The sequence below is a fragment of the Limosilactobacillus mucosae genome (genome assembly GCF_013423865.1).
Taxonomy (GTDB): Bacteria; Bacillota; Bacilli; order Lactobacillales; family Lactobacillaceae; genus Limosilactobacillus; species Limosilactobacillus mucosae.
Map to the genome: position 1 here is coordinate 403557 of NZ_CP058954.1, position 15116 is coordinate 418672.

The window sequence follows — 15116 nt, forward strand, 5'->3', positions numbered from 1 at the left end:
TTTAATCGGTTTTGGCTAATCATTATTTGATTCTGCAGCGGGCTTATCATCTAGAACATGCTTATGCTCAGCCCATGAATAATAGATCCAGGCTACAACACCGAATGCCAATGGTCCGATTGCCGTCCAAAAAGCGGTGGCGTAGTCGTGTTCAAGAATCGGTTCAATGCAGGTGAAGATGATTCCCACGGCCAGTACCAGCCAGACGATCATCGAGACGATCCAGGTAACCGTCATATTCTTGTAGAACACGAATGGGCGCTCCAGATTCTTTTTCATCTTAAAGAATGGAAAGGCCCCTACCAAAAACAGATATGGCGCCGATGATGAAACGTTCATCATATCGGTGAGAATGGTATAGAAGCGTCCCGCAGCATTGCCGCCAAACGAAACAAACAAAATAATGACCGAAACGATGATGACTTGAATCCACATGGCAAATGAAGGCATCTGGTACTTATTCATAGCGGTCAGCTTTTTTGGCAAAAGGCGCGGATCGCATCCTTCAATAAACGACTTGATTGGCGAGTAGGTCATGACAAAAGCTGCTCCCAATCCGCCCAAGACGTCAGTCAGTGCCGTAAAGCGAGCAAAGGCCTTGCCCAGCATGACGCCGACTGCATGAGAGAGCCCCAGCTTTTGTGCCGTTACCAGTCCCATATTGTTGATCAAAACGTATTCAACGTTGGCCAGATCGACTTTTTTGCCACTTAAAACGGCCTGCCAGTTGGTGCAGACTCCGCAAAGAAAAATTACGGCAATGTAGATGAAAGTCATCAAAAACATGGCAATGATCATGGCGCGGGGGAAAGTCCGCTCTGGCTGATCAACCGAGTCAATCACGCCGGCCATCGTCTCCAGACCGCCATAGGCAAACAACGCGTAGACGATAAATGAGATGACGGCAATTGGTGAGACGAACGCGGTATTTGGCGAGTGAATCAGACTGGTGGCCGTCATTGGCTCAGCCAGCTGACCATGTCCCAATATCCATACCAGCAGACTGGCCAGGATAAAGATGATTGAGATGCCCAGCGTAAAAATGCCGCAAAACGAGGAAATCTTGGCAATTTTATCGATTCCTTGAGAGGCAATTAAAGTAACGATGCATAAAAAGACGATTTCCAAAATACCTAATGTCTGATTGGCGCTGAGGCCGAACAAATGCCAAGTCTGCGTTTGATCATGCCCCGAGATCATGGTTGATACCGAAACCAAGAAGAACTGGGTTGACGATACCAGCCAGATGACCCAAGCTGCCAGCCAGATAAAAGTTCCGATAAAGGCTGGCTTTTCACCGATCGAGCCGCGCAGCCATGAGAAGATGCCGCCACGAGCAGCCTTAAATGAAGCGCCATATTCGGCAAACATCAATGCAGAAGGTAAAAAGAACAGCACTGCGGTCACGATATACCAGATGATGCTGGCATAGCCCATTTGATAAAAGGCAGTCAAAGAGTTGCTAAAGCCAAAAATTGATGAAAAAATCATCAAGACCAATGCACCAAGCTTAATCTTGGTGTTGGATGACTGTGAATCCATAGCTGAATTCCTTCTCTCAATAAATATTTATACATTGGGATAAATTATACGCCTGTTTTTTGTTGATGAAGGATAAAAAAGTTCATTAAAAACTTAATTTATCAAAGCTGATTTTAATCGAATCTGAATGGCAGAAAATAAAAAAGCCAGTGGCAGTCACTGACTTATAATCTATTGCACGGTCGTCTGACTGATCAATGGCAGCCTTAAGCCGTGATTATTGATAAATTGAACGCCTTTTACCTTTACGTAGGAATATCCTAGCGACTGGCCCTTTTTGATCGGTGCTTTTAACTGTCCGCTTCGGTTGGTTTTAGCCGTTAAATGGTCATAGATGGTCAAGCGGGATGACTGGTTGGCATCACTGGCGTTTTCCCAGATCGTGATTGAACGGGGGCGCAGCTTGATCTGATGCTTGAAAAACAGAAACTTGACAACGCTTCTTTGATAAAACGATTTGGGCAGAGCTGTTTTTTGCGGAGTCAGACTGCTATTGGCAATCAGCTGATACAGCTTTTGCGTTGCCGTAAAACGGGCATCCGTGCTATCGCCATTGGCATGCAGCACCACCGTTACAATGCGCCGATTTTGGAAAGTTGCCGTGCTGACCAGACAGGCACCGGCAGCATCTGAAGTCCCGGTCTTTAAGCCGTCAATCGTTACGCCGCTGGTCTGATACTGGGAATCCGTCAGCATTTTGTTGATATTGTTGACGGTCGATCCATCCAGTTGAAATGAGGTCTGACCGGCAATCTTTAACAGATCGGGATAATGATTGACCAGATAGGCAGCCATTTTACCGACGTCTTTGGCTGACATCTTGTTTTCGGCGTTGTCATCAATGTTTTTAACGGCCAGATCCTTTAGCTGGCTGTTGGTCAGACCGACGCTGTTAACGATGATAGCATCTTTAATCCCGATCTGCCGCGCCTTTTTCTGCAGCTTTTGGTTGAACTGCGCGGTACTGTCGCCTAAAGCGCCGGCCAGAGCAACCGTTGCACCGTCAGCTGACTTGATCAGTGCGGCTTTGACCAGATCGGAGACGGTGTAAGACTGGCCTTGCGTCAGACTGACATTTGAGTATTCAGGGTCATCGGCAATGGCGGCCACTTTTTGGTTGATCTTGACTTTAGTGTTCCAGCTTAATTGATGCTGGCTGATCTCATCTTCAATGACCATTACCGTTAATAGTTTGCTGATTGAAGCAATTGGCAGCTTTTGATTGATGTTTTGCGAATACAGAATCTGACCAGTCTTAGCATCGATTGCCAAAGCTGCTGCTGCATCCAGCTGATTGGCGTTTATAAACGTTTCGGCATGAACGCTTGGCAGCCAGCTCAGTAAGGCCAGCCAGCAGGTTAGAAAAATAGCGATAAATTTTTTCATTGAACGAAAAGCTCCTAATAGATAATAAACAATTACATCAGCGTCATTTTATCATAACATTAAGCAACAAGATTGAAGATTCGTTGATCAAAACTAAAATTTAGCGTTTGGTTTAGTATTGACAGCAATAAAAAATCGCCTGCTGATAAGCAAGACGATGCGGTTTAGAAAGCTGTGAATTAATAATGATGAGCTGCGGCCTTCAAAAAGATGGTCCGCCCCAGCAGGCAAAGATTAAGCAGCAGAAAGTATCCCCCGAAAACGTAAAGTGAAACTGAATGCAGCAATTGAGGAACAAACAGGCAAAAAAGATTATAGCTGCCGACTATCAAACAGTACAGACAATCGGCCCGCAGCAGATCTTTGAGCCATTTGTGGGTGTTGATCAATCGCCATAATTTCTTTAAAAAATCGGTCAATATTACTTCCCCCGAGCATTATTAGTGCCAATTTGATAAAATAATAGCTGCAGTAGCAAATCCGATTGCCGAAAGATAGGCAATTTTTAAATTGGTGCGCAATTCAGACTCTCCCATCGCTCGAATTTGCTACAATTTTACTACAGAAATAGGAAGAAAGAAAATTGAAATCAAGACATACGATTTACTGGCTGCTTTGTTTGGTTGTAATTATTTTAGGCGGCTTCTATATGTATAATAATCATCTTAAGCAGCCGGCTGCCACCAACAAGACGGTCGCTACGACTGCCAAATCCAAGGCAACCAGTTCTAGTTCCAAGTCTCAAAGCAATATGCGGACACCGATTGACTGGCAGAAATCATCTGAAACCGTTCCGTACCCAGACTTGAGCAAGGTTAAAAATCTTTGGGTCAAGGTCAGCTTAAAAGGCAACCGGACCTATCTTTATGATGGCTCTAAGCTGATCTACACCATGTACAGTTCAGGCGGAGTCTATCAAAAAGATGCTAAGACCGGCAAGATGAAGAGCACTACGCCAACTGGTACTTTTTACGTCCAAGCTGAGCGCGGCGACAGCTTTTATAATCAGGAGCTGGGCGAAGGCGCCAATTACTATGTTTCCTGGCTCAATCATGGCGAATATCTTTTCCACTCGGTTCCTACCAAAGCAGACGGCTCATATAATCTAAAGGAAGCTGCCAAGCTGGGCAAGTCAACAGGTTCACATGGCTGTATTCGGCTGTCGGTTCCAGACGCTAAGTGGATGGAGCAAAACCTGCCTGAGGGTACCAAAGTCGTGATTGCCGATAACTAGCTTTCAGCGGATGCCATAGAATTATAAGAATAAGAAATTAAAATCAGTTTCCCGGTGTGGAGACTGATTTTTTGTAATTAAATTATTGACAAACAGTTTGTAACATAATATATTATAAACAACGATTAATTGTAACTTATTATATTACAAAATGGAGTGATTTAAAATGAGTAAGAAGATTGCCGTTGTTGCTGCTAATGGTCGGGCTGCGCAAAAAATTATCAGTGAAGCCGTTGAACGTGGCTTAGACGTGACTGCATTTGGCCGTCATGAAAACAATACGCAGGCTGCCAGCTATGTTCAAAAAGACGTTTTTGACCTGACGAAGACTGATCTGCAGGGCTTTGACGCGGTCGTAGATGCAGTCGGGGCCTGGGAATTGACGAATCTTTACGTAATTCCCAAGGCAGCTGCCTACCTGGCTGATCTGCTGAAGGGAACCGATACGCGGCTGCTGGTGGTGGGCGGTGCGGGCTCACTGTACGTAAATCCTGAACATACCTCAACTTTGGAACTGCAGCCTGATTTTCCAGATGCATACAAGCCAGTCAGTGCAACGCATGGCTCGGCTTTGGCAATTCTGCGCGCTGCTAAAGACGTTAAATGGACCTATGTTTCACCAGCTGCTGATTTTCAGGCTGATGGTCAAAAGACCAGCAAGTATCTGCTGGGCGGCGAAGAATTCATGCTTAACGATCGCCAGCAAAGCGTGATCTCATATGCTGATTATGCTGTTGCCATGATTGACGAGATTGAAAAGGGCAACCACGTTCAACAGCGGATCTCAGTCGTTGAGGCTTAAGCTGATTAGCAATTCTTGAATCTCTGTAATAAAATACTTTTAAGCAGATTTATAATAAAGAAGTGTTTAAATGCAGATTTCAACTAAATTTACGATTGCAATTCACATGTTGGTGGCAATTGACTACTTTAGCGATAAAGAAACGGTCAACAGCAGCATGTTGGCCGACAGTATTGGCAGCAATCCGGTAATCATCCGGACTTTAATGTCAGATCTCAAACGGGCGGGACTAATTGATACCAAACGAGGACCTGGCAGCATCAAGCTCTTAAAGCCGCTGGATCAGATTACGTTTTATGACGTCTATGTAGCAGTGGAGAAAAACAAAGATGAGCTGTTTAACTTCCACGAACACGTCAATCTGGATTGTCCGGTTGGCCGCAACATTCATCACGCTTTAAGCGATAAACTGTTTAAGATTCAACGGGATTTTGAGGATGATCTAAAGCGGCAAAATGTCGGTGACGTTGAGGCTGATGTCATCAAAGCCATTGCCAGCGAATCTGCTGGTCAATAAAACGTTGATTAAGATTAGCTGATTATGCGAATTGAATAGCGTTATCGCAAGCTTAGCAAAACTCTAAGCAGCTGGAAAACAGCCAGCTGCTTAGAGTTTTTTGATATAAATAAAACAAGCATCCCCGATTGAGAATGCTTGCTGGATAGATTGTCCGCAGTTTCTTTTTTGATACCGTCTGACAGCGGCTGGCAGAAATAAAAAAGTGTTGATATATTGGTACTTTAAACACCTATCAACACTCTTGACCAAGTTATAAATGGAGATGGCGGGATTTGAACCCGCGTCCGAATACATCGCCATTTCGGCGTCTACGTTCATATCTCAGCTATTTAAGGTTCATTGTCTGGAACGCCGCTGATCAGGGCTAACCCACACAACTAGCTTGATTGGTCTCTTCTTGTTGCTTCAAGCCGGAGCAGCAAGCGTAAGTCCACTGTTAGATAAAACCCGGTACTGCACCATGGACGAGCCCAGCCGGATTTACGCATGCTTACTTGTTAGGCAGCGTATGCGTAAGAGTTTGAATTATTGTTTGCAGTTATAATTTGAAACTGAGCGTTTTTACGAAGCCGCAACCTTCGAAACGCAGCCGGAATTCGAACTATACCCGTCGAATCCATAAACATCCCCGTTACAGAATAAATCTTAACATATTTGATTTCTGAATGCACGCGACAAGAATTTCAAGGTCCTGATTAATTTGACAACGGTGCTGAATTTATTAAAGTTTCGCACTTTGGTCACAAAATATTCCTATTGTAGTAGATCAATGCCGTATAATGACTTTTAGAATCAATCAAGAATTACTGACGGGGTGAAGAAAATGAAAATCTTAATGGTGGAGGACAATCAAACCTTATGCGAAATGATGGCAATGTTCTTCAAAAAAGAAAAATGGGAGGCTGGCTACGCGCAAGATGGCGTTAAAGCCGTGGAAATGTTTAAAAAGGATCCAACGGGCTGGGATATTGTCTTGCTGGACCTCAATCTGCCCAAGATGGATGGGATGCAGGTGGCAGCTGAAATGCGCAAAATTTCGCCAACCGTACCGATCATCATGCTGACGGCACGTGACTCGGAAAGTGATCAGGTGCTGGGGCTTGAAATGGGTGCTGACGAATACGTTACCAAGCCATTTAGTACGATCGCGCTGATTGCCCGGATTAAAGCTCTGTATCGCCGCACCCAGCTTAATCAACTCAGCAGCAGCACGCAGCAGATTGCCAGTGACTTTGACGTGCAGACGCCGCATTTCAAGCTGAATTCCAAGACGCGCGAGGCATTTTTGGATGACCAGCAGATCGAAAACCTGACGCCTAAAGAATTTGACCTGCTAAAGACGCTGGCTTCCAAACCGAAACAGGTATTTACCAGAGAACAGCTGCTGCAGCTGGTCTGGAACTATGAATACTATGGTGATGAACGAACGGTTGACGCACACATCAAAAAGCTGCGTCAAAAGATTGAAAAGGCTGGTCCCCAAGTTATTCAAACGGTATGGGGCGTTGGCTATAAATTTGATGACAGCGAGGTTGAAGATCAATGAAGCTGATCTACCGGCAGATGCTGAGCTTTTTTGCCGTCATCTGCACACTGCTGATCATTGTAACCATCTCATTTATCAACGTTACTAATCGAACCTTGTATACTAATACCTGGCGAGAATTGCAGCAGGACGCCGATAGTCTGATTCAAGACTCCATTAAATATGATCAGACAACGCGCCAGTTTAAGGGATTAAAGACGTCATCGCTGAAAAGCAATGCGAATCTTTTAGCACGGCAAAACGTGCACTTTGCGATTTATGATGCCGACCAGCAGAAAATTTTTGCCAGCAACGGCTATACGGCGACACTGACCAAAAAAGAATGGCAGGCCCTAAAGCAGGGGAAGACGATTCAAAAGAAAATCGACCATCCCCGTTTGGACGTTTCCGATAAAAACAGAACAAAAGAAAAGTCAAAGCCAGGTCCGCATCCAAGCATGACCGATATTTTAAGACCGTATTTTTATCAGGGAAAGCTGGTCGCGGTAGTATCAATTGGGACTTTTGTATCAACGGTTGAGCAAAGCCGGCACCAGATCCTTAACAATCTGCTGGCAACGTTTGTAATTGCAATGCTGGTGGCACTGGTGGTCAGTTATCTCTTGGCCCGCTCAACCACGCAGCGGATCAGTAAAATGCGCCGAGCAACGCACCAGATCGCACGCGGCAACTATAAAGTGCATATTGATACTCAATCTAATGATGAACTTGATGACCTGGGCCGCGACTTCAATCAGATGGCAGATGCACTGCAGGCATCACAAGAAGAGATTCGTCAACAAGAAGAACGGCGGCGGCGCTTTATGGCTGATGCAGCTCATGAAATGCGGACGCCTTTGACCACGATCAATGGCTTACTGGAAGGCCTAGCCTACGATGCGATTCCAGAAGAGGATAAAAAGCATAGTATTCAATTGATGCAAAATGACACGCGGCGCTTGATTCGTCTGGTCAACGACACGCTGGACTATGAAAAGATCCGGACTAATCAGATTTCAATGGATCGCAAAGTCTTTGATGCAACGGCAGTGATCAACAATCTCCAGGCTCAGCTGCGAAAAAAGGCCAAGGTGCAAAATGATGAGCTGGCTGTGGATCTGCCTAAGGTTCTGCGGGTCTATGCCGATTATGACCGGTTTGTCCAGATTATGTTTAACATCATCCAAAATGCCATTCAGTTTACGAAAAATGGCAAAATTGAGATTTCCGGTCGGCGACTGCCAAAAGGAGCTGAGTTTGCGATTAAGGACAACGGGATTGGGATGACTAAAGAGCAGACGGAACAGATCTGGGAACGCTTCTATAAAGCTGATCGCTCACGAATGAACACGCAGTATGGTGAATCAGGACTTGGTTTGGCGATCGTCCATCATTTAGTTGAGCTGCATGGGGGAACAATCAAGGTTGCCAGCGAATTAGGCAAGGGAACGACTTTTACGCTCTTTTTCCCTGATCGCGAATATGCCCCGCATGCCATTACACCGCACAGTGAAGATGATTAAATTGCGTTTTGGAAAATATAATTGCAAACCTTTTCAATTTTAGACCAACTTTTTGAGTAATCGCTTGCAAGGCCGATGGTAAACGCTTTTAGGATATCGATACCACCAATAGTTTTACTAACTTTTTGAATGTAAATACTTGTGAAAACGATTGCATTAAGGTATAGTTATTTTTCGTAAAGTTTTTAACTACTTTTATCGAAATTTTTAAGAGAGAGAGATTTTGATTATGGCTTATCTTATTGCTTTAATTCCAGCGTTGGGCTGGGGTTTTATGCCACTGATTACTGGTAAGGTTGGTGGATCAGAAGCCAACCAGATTTTTGGGATTGGCGCTGGCGCTTCATTGGTTGGTTTGGTTGCCTTTTTGATCATGCATCCGCAAGTAAGCATGAAGGCATTTTTGTTCTCATTGCTTTGCGGGGCACTGTGGTCAACGGCTCAGGTTGGTCAGTTCGTTTCATTTAAGCGAATCGGGGTATCCAATACGGTGCCGCTGTCAACTGTCTTCCAATTGGTTGGTAACTCAATCATCGGGGTGCTGATTTTCGGCGAATGGCACTCGGCACGGGCACTGACGATTGGCTTTATCGCATTGGCAATCGTGATTATTGGGGCAATGATGACCTCGTTTACCGATCGTTCCAATGGTCAAAACGTTACGACCAAGGATGTTTTGTTCCTGCTGGCAACGACGATTGGTTACTGGATCTACTCATCGTTCCCTAAGATGCCGATCCTGGCGCATGAAGACTCAGTCGGCATCTTCTTGCCAGAAGTACTGGGGATCTTATTAGGAGCCATCATCTATGATCTGGCTTCAGGCAATGCAAAGGCCTTTACGCAAAAAGAACAGTACACCAATATTCTGGCTGGTATCTCATGGGGGATTGCGGCATTTGCCTACATCTTCGCGGCTCGGATGATTGGGGTTACGGTTGCCTTTGTCTTCACCCAGTTGAACGTGATTATCGCAACGTTTGGCGGAATCTTGATCCTGCATGAGCACAAGAGTCCACGTGAATCAAAATTTACCTTCTGGGGAATCGTTTTGATCGTAATCGGCAGCATTGCAACCGCATTTGCCTAAACAAAAATAAAGATAAGAGAGAAGCAGGCTTGCTTTTCTCTTTTTTTATACAATAATTAGTTTATAATTCATTTAAAAACGGGTAAACTAGAGATAGTTTAAAATACATACTAACCTAGAAAGGGGACTCTGACATGAAAAACGATAGTCGCAGCCTGGTCCGAGTAGCGAATCGGCAGCTGGTACTACAGCAGCTGTTCAATCATCCTGCCACGACTCGGGTTGACATCGCTCGTGAATTAAAAATCAATAAATCAACCGTTTCAGCAATTTATAATGAACTAAATGATGAAGGCTTCATTGAGGAACTGGGACAGGGTGAGTCGACCAATCGTGGTGGACGCAAGCCGAATCTGGTCTGTTTGAACAAGCGATATGGCTTTGTGGCCAGCTTTGAAATCGGTACTGGTCATCTGCGGGTTATGTTCAGCTATATTAATGGCGAGATCATCAGCTATGAGCAGATTGCATTGGAAAAACGCGATATGCTTTTAATCATGCAGACAATCAAAGAAGTGCTGCAGAAGATGGAACAAAACGATGATACGATCCATGGCTTGTTGGCAATCGGCTTTTCCGTTCATGGTATCGTTGACCATAATCAGATCGTTGACGCGCCATTTATCAGTACGAATGGCATTGACCTGGCCGCCTATTTTGAAAATGAATTTCACGTCCCGACGATTTTAGAGAATGAAGCCAACCTGGCCGCGATTTTTGAGCGTGATTTTGGCGATCGGGAATCATACCGCGACTTGTTGGCGATCAGCATTCATCGTGGCGTCGGTGCCGGAATCATTGCCAATCAGCAGCTGTATCGCGGCTTTCATGGTCGAGCTGGCGAAATCGGCCGCAGTCTGGTCGTTGGTCAGGATGGACAGCTGGTCAAAGTTGAGGCGCTCTGCTCTGAAGATGCGATTCTGACTCAGATTGCCCAGGCAAAAGGATTAGATAATCTGCGGCCAGCACAGCTATACGAGCTGTATCGGCAGCATGATGAAACTGTCATTCGCGTGATTGCCCAGGCAATGGGAAATCTGCAAAAGTTGGTTTACGATGCGATCGTCAGTTTTGGCCCGCAGGCGGTCTACTTTGATTCACCACTGTTTGATGAGATGCCTGAATTATACCAGCATTTGCGCGACTGGCTGCAGGCTCATCAGATCGATGTTCCGCTGCAGATGATCAAAGGTTCTGAAATGGCATCGCTTTTAGGCGCCAGCTCAATGGCCATCCATCGTTTTTTAGATATGGATCGCTATTCGTTGACGCTGAAATGGCCTAAATCAGTTTCCAATATTAAGTAAAAACACGTCTCCGAGCATGACAGCTCAGTGAGACGTGTTTTTTATCAGCGAGGAAGCTGTAGGACTGCCGCAATCTGATCAGCAGGTGCCTTTAGGATGGCAGGCGCGCCGATTGTTTTGACGTAGACTAAGTTTAAGTAGCCATTATGATTTTTCTTATCGTGTTTGATTAGATCCAAGACCTTATCAGAGGCCAGCCATGGTGAAGTTGTTGGCAGACCAACTGCTGCCAATCGGTCTTTAATTTTTTTGGTTACGCCAGGTGCTGTTTTGCCTTCGTTTTCAAAGGCTTGACAAATCGCAACCGTGCCAATGCTGACCGCTTCACCATGGCGTAACTCACCGGCAGATAAAGCTTCAACCGCGTGACCGATTGTATGGCCAAAATTGAGCAACTGTCGCTGACCACTTTCTTTTTCATCGCTCATGACGACTTCAGCTTTAAATTGGATGGAATATTTGATTAGTCCTAATGCATGTTCCAAGATTGCTTCAGGAGTGTCAATTTGTTCAATTAATTGCCAAAAATCACCACCAACCATTGCGGCGGCTTTGACGATCTCGCCATAGCCTTCCACTAGATCGCGGGGCGGCAGTGTTTTTAAGGTTTCCGGATCAATCAGCACCAGATCAGGTTCGTAAAAGGCACCAACAATATTTTTGGTCGTTCCTAAATCAACGGCAGTCTTGCCACCAACTGAACTGTCAACCTGAGCCAGCAGCGATGTTGGAATTTGAATCAGGGAAATCCCCCGCATGTAAGTAGCTGCCAAAAAGCCTGCTAAATCACCTGTTACGCCACCGCCAAGCGCAATTACCGCATCATCACGATTAAAATTAGCCGCCACCAATTTTTCGCTTAGTCTTTGGAGCTGTGACAGCGATTTTGAAGCTTCACCGGCTGGAAAATCATAGCAGTGGACCTCAAAGCCGTGTGCGGTCAGTTGGGCAGCCAAGTCAGCCTGATAGAGTGGCGCAACGTTGTCATCGCTGATCAGCGCTACTTTTCGCGCAGACCAGATTTTGGCGATTCGCTCCCCGGCCGTTTTTAACAAACCCGGTTCAATTAAGACTTGATATTGTTGATTGGCTAAAGATACCGTGATTTTTTCCATGATAATTCCTTCTTTGATTATTCAATCGACTGCAAAGCTTGGCGGACCGCACTCGTTTTGACTACCATTTCGTTAAATTCATTTGGTTTTAAGGCTTGCGCGCCATCAGAAAATGCATGGGCTGGGTCATCATGAATTTCAACAATCAATCCGTTGGTACCAGCAGCAACACCTGCCAAGGCAAGCGGCGTTACAAATTCAGTATGACCAGCAGCATGGCTTGGGTCAGCAATTACGGGGTAGTGGGTCAACTTTTGTAAAACCGGGATGACACCAACATCAAAAGTATTGCGCGTGTATTTGTTGTCAAACGTTCGAATCCCACGTTCAACGATCATAATTTGGTGATTTCCACCAGCAGCAATGTATTCGGTTGCGTTCAAGACGTCATCAACCGTTGCTGACATTCCACGCTTTAACATTACCGGTTTACGGGTTTTTCCAACCGCCTTTAGAAGAGAAAAGTTTTGCATGTTGCGGGCACCAATCTGAAAAATATCAGTGTAGGCTTCAACCAGCGGCACCTGCTCAACATCCATGACTTCTGTTACCACATCCAATTCTAGTCGATCGGCTGCATTTCTCAAGGCAATCAGACCTTCTTTGCCTAATCCCTGGAATGAGTATGGTGAGGTGCGAGGCTTGAAGGCGCCACCGCGCAGAACGGTTGCACCAGCATTTTTAACGACTTGCGCCATTTTTAAAATATGTTCGGCAGATTCTACTGAGCAAGGTCCAGCCATTAAGGTAAAGTTCTTTCCGCCAATAGTTGAGTGTGGCGTTTTAATGATCGTATCTTCGGGATGGAACAAGCGGGATGCTTGAACGGCGGCTGGAACATCGGTAATAATTTCTTGAGCAGCGGTTTGTTCGGCTGGGGTAAGGTCGCTTGGATCGGCATTTTGAATGGCAACACGATTGTTATGGACAAAAATTTCATGCTGACTGCCGAAATGCTGCTTTAATTCTTCAATTGCTGCTTTTGCTTGATCATTTTTTAATACGATAATCATAATAAACGCTCCCTTGTTAATCAATTCAAAAACCCTCATGATGTTAAAACACCATGAGGGTTCGCGCTTGCATTTATATGCTGGTTGGAGCGGAGCCGATTACATAGTGCTTTAACAAAACATCTGCCATGTAATCGGTAATTACAAACTATTATCAATCACATAGACTGTTAGACCAACGCCAACAACCTATGTCGTGTCAGCGTTAATATGATTGATAATAATAGCTAAATCGTGCGTTTGTAATTTTCATAATGCTGCTCCTTAATTTAAGTATTTCCTAAAGGTTGAATCGAGTATATATTATGAGAAAAGCAAAGTCAACTCTAATTTTATTTTAATCTATAATCATCGTTGTTTAATCAATGAAATAAATAAGTGCCTTGAAAATAGAATGGTAATAAGAAAACTCACTTTATTTTTTTAAGAAACTGGATGATGCCAGAATCAGCACCATGCTGTTAAGCGCAATAAAAAAGCCCGACAATAAAACTGCCAGGCAAAATACTTACTATCGATATATTGAGAGGGTTTAGGATTCAGCAAGTAAGATTAAATTTAGATTTAAGATTTGAGTGGGATTTTGAATAATGACTGAGATTAGTTCTTGGAACCAGCGTGGTCACGCAGCGTCTGTTCAATATCTTCCAAAGACTTGCCACGGGTTTCAAAGACTTTGGCATGGACGAACCAAATACCGAAGAAGCAAAGGACGCCATAGCCGATAAACAGACTACCCGTACCGAAGAAGTCCAGCAAGGTTGGGAAGGTTAATGAAACAATCAGGTTGGCAGTCCAGTTGACCACGGAACCAAATGAGTTGCCCAGGCCACGAATATTAAGTGGGAACATTTCACCAAACATGACCCACATAACAGGACCCCAAGTACCAGAGAAGAAGGCAATGTAAATCGTCATGGCAACGACACAGATGACCGCCGCAGCCTTTGAACCGCCAGAGAATTTCATCCCGGCACTCATGACAAACAATGAGATCCCCATGCCAAGACCACCATAGATCAGCATCTTCTTCCGATCAACCTTATCCATGATGGAAAGAGCAAAAGCGGTGACCAGTACGTTAAAGGTCCCAATCCCAATGTGAGCCAGCAGCGCAGCGTTAACACCGAAACCAACATCAGTGAAGATCGTTGGTGCGTAGTAGAGCACGGTGTTGCAGCCCATGACTTGTTGGAAAACGGCTAGGCCGATTGCAGCGATTAAGGCTGGCCGAACCATTGGACCAAACAGTTCTTTTAAGCCACCATTTTTCATGTGGACCTGCTGTTCGATCTGCGTCATATCTTTGTCGACAATGCCTCTGTTATTTTGGTTCATGTTCATCAAAACAGCCCGTGCGTCGTCTTCACGACCAATCTTAACCAGATAACGAGGGGATTCTGGCAAGTAAAGGGCACCAAAGAACATGATGGCAGCAGGGATAGCGGCAAAGCCAAGCATCCAGCGCCAACCAGTGTACATGTTTTCAAACGACCAGTTGGTGATGTAGGCAACCAGAATACCAGTCATAACCATTAATTGGAACATACTAGAAACCATGCCCCGCTTGTCGGCTGGCGAAAGCTCGGCTAAGTAGGTAGGAACCATTGAAGATGATGCCCCAACGGCCAGACCTAACACGATCCGAAAGCAGAGCAGCGACCAGAATCCTTGTGAGAATCCAGAGCCCAGTGCGCCAATAAAAAAGATAACTGATGACAATAATAGCAGCTTGCGACGACCGTACTTATCAGACGATGGCCCGATAAATAATGAACCTAAGATGGCACCCAGCAGTACCGCGGAAACGATCCAGCCTTGTTCCCAAGTTCCCAGGTGCATCTGTTTTTGAATAAACAGAATGGCCCCAGAAATAACACCAGTATCGTAACCGAAGAGCAAGCCGCCGAGGGCCCCGAAAAAGTAAATAAAGCCCGCAGATACTTTGCGCATGATTACACAACTCCTTAACTATAAAACACTCCTATTGCTTTGGTTGGTTTAAAACTAAAACCAACCTGCGAATATAATATAACCGCTTTCAAAAATAAAAGCAAGC

General features: G+C 44.9%; 13 protein-coding genes and 1 other RNA gene. 7 read left to right on the plus strand and 7 right to left on the minus strand.

Annotated elements, in window-relative coordinates:
- Positions 1-15: 15 nt before the first annotated feature.
- From yjeM to H0G69_RS01835, 3 genes are all read right to left on the minus strand, one after another.
- Positions 16-1542, minus strand: coding sequence for a glutamate/gamma-aminobutyrate family transporter YjeM (yjeM, locus tag H0G69_RS01825; protein WP_180305044.1), 1527 nt, complete (start codon positions 1540-1542; stop codon positions 16-18).
- Between the two features lie 171 nt (positions 1543-1713).
- Positions 1714-2928, minus strand: a complete 1215-nt coding sequence (locus tag H0G69_RS01830) for a D-alanyl-D-alanine carboxypeptidase family protein (protein ID WP_180305045.1) — start codon at positions 2926-2928, stop codon at positions 1714-1716.
- 179 nt (positions 2929-3107) lie between these two features.
- Entirely contained in the window at positions 3108-3347 is a 240-nt protein-coding gene (locus H0G69_RS01835; protein ID WP_074505127.1) for a hypothetical protein, read from the minus strand.
- A gap of 230 nt (positions 3348-3577) precedes the next feature.
- Here H0G69_RS01835 and H0G69_RS01840 point away from each other — a divergent pair, with 230 nt between their 5' ends.
- The 3 genes from H0G69_RS01840 (at position 3578) to H0G69_RS01850 (ending at position 5481) form a co-directional block, all read left to right on the plus strand.
- Positions 3578-4162: a L,D-transpeptidase gene (locus H0G69_RS01840; RefSeq protein WP_006500353.1), complete on the plus strand. Its 585-nt coding sequence runs from the start codon at positions 3578-3580 to the stop codon at positions 4160-4162.
- 166 nt (positions 4163-4328) lie between these two features.
- Entirely contained in the window at positions 4329-4964 is a 636-nt protein-coding gene (locus H0G69_RS01845; protein WP_180305046.1) for an NAD(P)-dependent oxidoreductase, read from the plus strand.
- A 70-nt stretch (positions 4965-5034) separates the two neighbouring features.
- Entirely contained in the window at positions 5035-5481 is a 447-nt protein-coding gene (locus tag H0G69_RS01850) for an Rrf2 family transcriptional regulator (RefSeq protein WP_034541270.1), read from the plus strand.
- A gap of 257 nt (positions 5482-5738) precedes the next feature.
- Here H0G69_RS01850 and ssrA read toward each other — a convergent pair.
- Positions 5739-6114: a transfer-messenger RNA gene (gene ssrA, locus H0G69_RS01855) on the minus strand.
- A gap of 193 nt (positions 6115-6307) precedes the next feature.
- Here ssrA and H0G69_RS01860 point away from each other — a divergent pair.
- From H0G69_RS01860 to H0G69_RS01875, 4 genes are all read left to right on the plus strand, one after another.
- A complete protein-coding gene (locus H0G69_RS01860; protein ID WP_033934368.1) occupies positions 6308-7030 on the plus strand; it encodes a response regulator transcription factor in 723 nt (240 codons plus the stop codon).
- The gene (locus H0G69_RS01865; RefSeq protein WP_056967543.1) at positions 7027-8532 is read left to right on the plus strand and encodes an ATP-binding protein; all 1506 of its coding nucleotides are present in this window, start codon (positions 7027-7029) and stop codon (positions 8530-8532) included. Before H0G69_RS01860 ends, H0G69_RS01865 begins: the two co-directional genes overlap by 4 nt.
- A gap of 229 nt (positions 8533-8761) precedes the next feature.
- A complete protein-coding gene (locus H0G69_RS01870) occupies positions 8762-9622 on the plus strand; it encodes a GRP family sugar transporter (RefSeq protein WP_034541340.1) in 861 nt (286 codons plus the stop codon).
- Between the two features lie 134 nt (positions 9623-9756).
- Positions 9757-10929 carry an ROK family transcriptional regulator gene (locus tag H0G69_RS01875; protein ID WP_180305047.1) on the plus strand — a complete coding sequence of 391 codons (1173 nt, stop codon included), beginning with the start codon at positions 9757-9759 and terminating at the stop codon, positions 10927-10929.
- Between the two features lie 44 nt (positions 10930-10973).
- On the opposite strand, the gene aroB is transcribed toward H0G69_RS01875, so the two are convergent.
- From aroB to H0G69_RS01890, 3 genes are all read right to left on the minus strand, one after another.
- Positions 10974-12044, minus strand: coding sequence for a 3-dehydroquinate synthase (aroB, locus tag H0G69_RS01880; RefSeq protein WP_180305048.1), 1071 nt, complete (start codon positions 12042-12044; stop codon positions 10974-10976).
- A gap of 17 nt (positions 12045-12061) precedes the next feature.
- The gene (gene aroF / locus H0G69_RS01885) at positions 12062-13057 is read right to left on the minus strand and encodes a 3-deoxy-7-phosphoheptulonate synthase (RefSeq protein WP_180305049.1); all 996 of its coding nucleotides are present in this window, start codon (positions 13055-13057) and stop codon (positions 12062-12064) included.
- A 600-nt stretch (positions 13058-13657) separates the two neighbouring features.
- Complete coding sequence (locus H0G69_RS01890; RefSeq protein ID WP_180305050.1) at positions 13658-15010, minus strand: sugar porter family MFS transporter; 1353 nt, start codon at positions 15008-15010, stop codon at positions 13658-13660.
- Positions 15011-15116 lie beyond the last annotated feature (106 nt).

Excerpts from the sequence above, each read along its gene's own strand:
- yjeM (WP_180305044.1), bottom strand. The coding sequence starts at position 1,542 with ATGGATTCACAGTCATCCAACACCAAGATTAAGCTTGGTGCATTGGTC.
- H0G69_RS01830 (WP_180305045.1), bottom strand. The coding sequence starts at position 2,928 with ATGAAAAAATTTATCGCTATTTTTCTAACCTGCTGGCTGGCCTTACTG.
- H0G69_RS01840 (WP_006500353.1), top strand. The coding sequence starts at position 3,578 with ATGTATAATAATCATCTTAAGCAGCCGGCTGCCACCAACAAGACGGTC.
- H0G69_RS01845 (WP_180305046.1), top strand. The coding sequence starts at position 4,329 with ATGAGTAAGAAGATTGCCGTTGTTGCTGCTAATGGTCGGGCTGCGCAA.
- H0G69_RS01850 (WP_034541270.1), top strand. The coding sequence starts at position 5,035 with ATGCAGATTTCAACTAAATTTACGATTGCAATTCACATGTTGGTGGCA.
- H0G69_RS01860 (WP_033934368.1), top strand. The coding sequence starts at position 6,308 with ATGAAAATCTTAATGGTGGAGGACAATCAAACCTTATGCGAAATGATG.
- H0G69_RS01865 (WP_056967543.1), top strand. The coding sequence starts at position 7,027 with ATGAAGCTGATCTACCGGCAGATGCTGAGCTTTTTTGCCGTCATCTGC.
- H0G69_RS01870 (WP_034541340.1), top strand. The coding sequence starts at position 8,762 with ATGGCTTATCTTATTGCTTTAATTCCAGCGTTGGGCTGGGGTTTTATG.
- H0G69_RS01875 (WP_180305047.1), top strand. The coding sequence starts at position 9,757 with ATGAAAAACGATAGTCGCAGCCTGGTCCGAGTAGCGAATCGGCAGCTG.
- aroB (WP_180305048.1), bottom strand. The coding sequence starts at position 12,044 with ATGGAAAAAATCACGGTATCTTTAGCCAATCAACAATATCAAGTCTTA.
- aroF (WP_180305049.1), bottom strand. The coding sequence starts at position 13,057 with ATGATTATCGTATTAAAAAATGATCAAGCAAAAGCAGCAATTGAAGAA.
- H0G69_RS01890 (WP_180305050.1), bottom strand. The coding sequence starts at position 15,010 with ATGCGCAAAGTATCTGCGGGCTTTATTTACTTTTTCGGGGCCCTCGGC.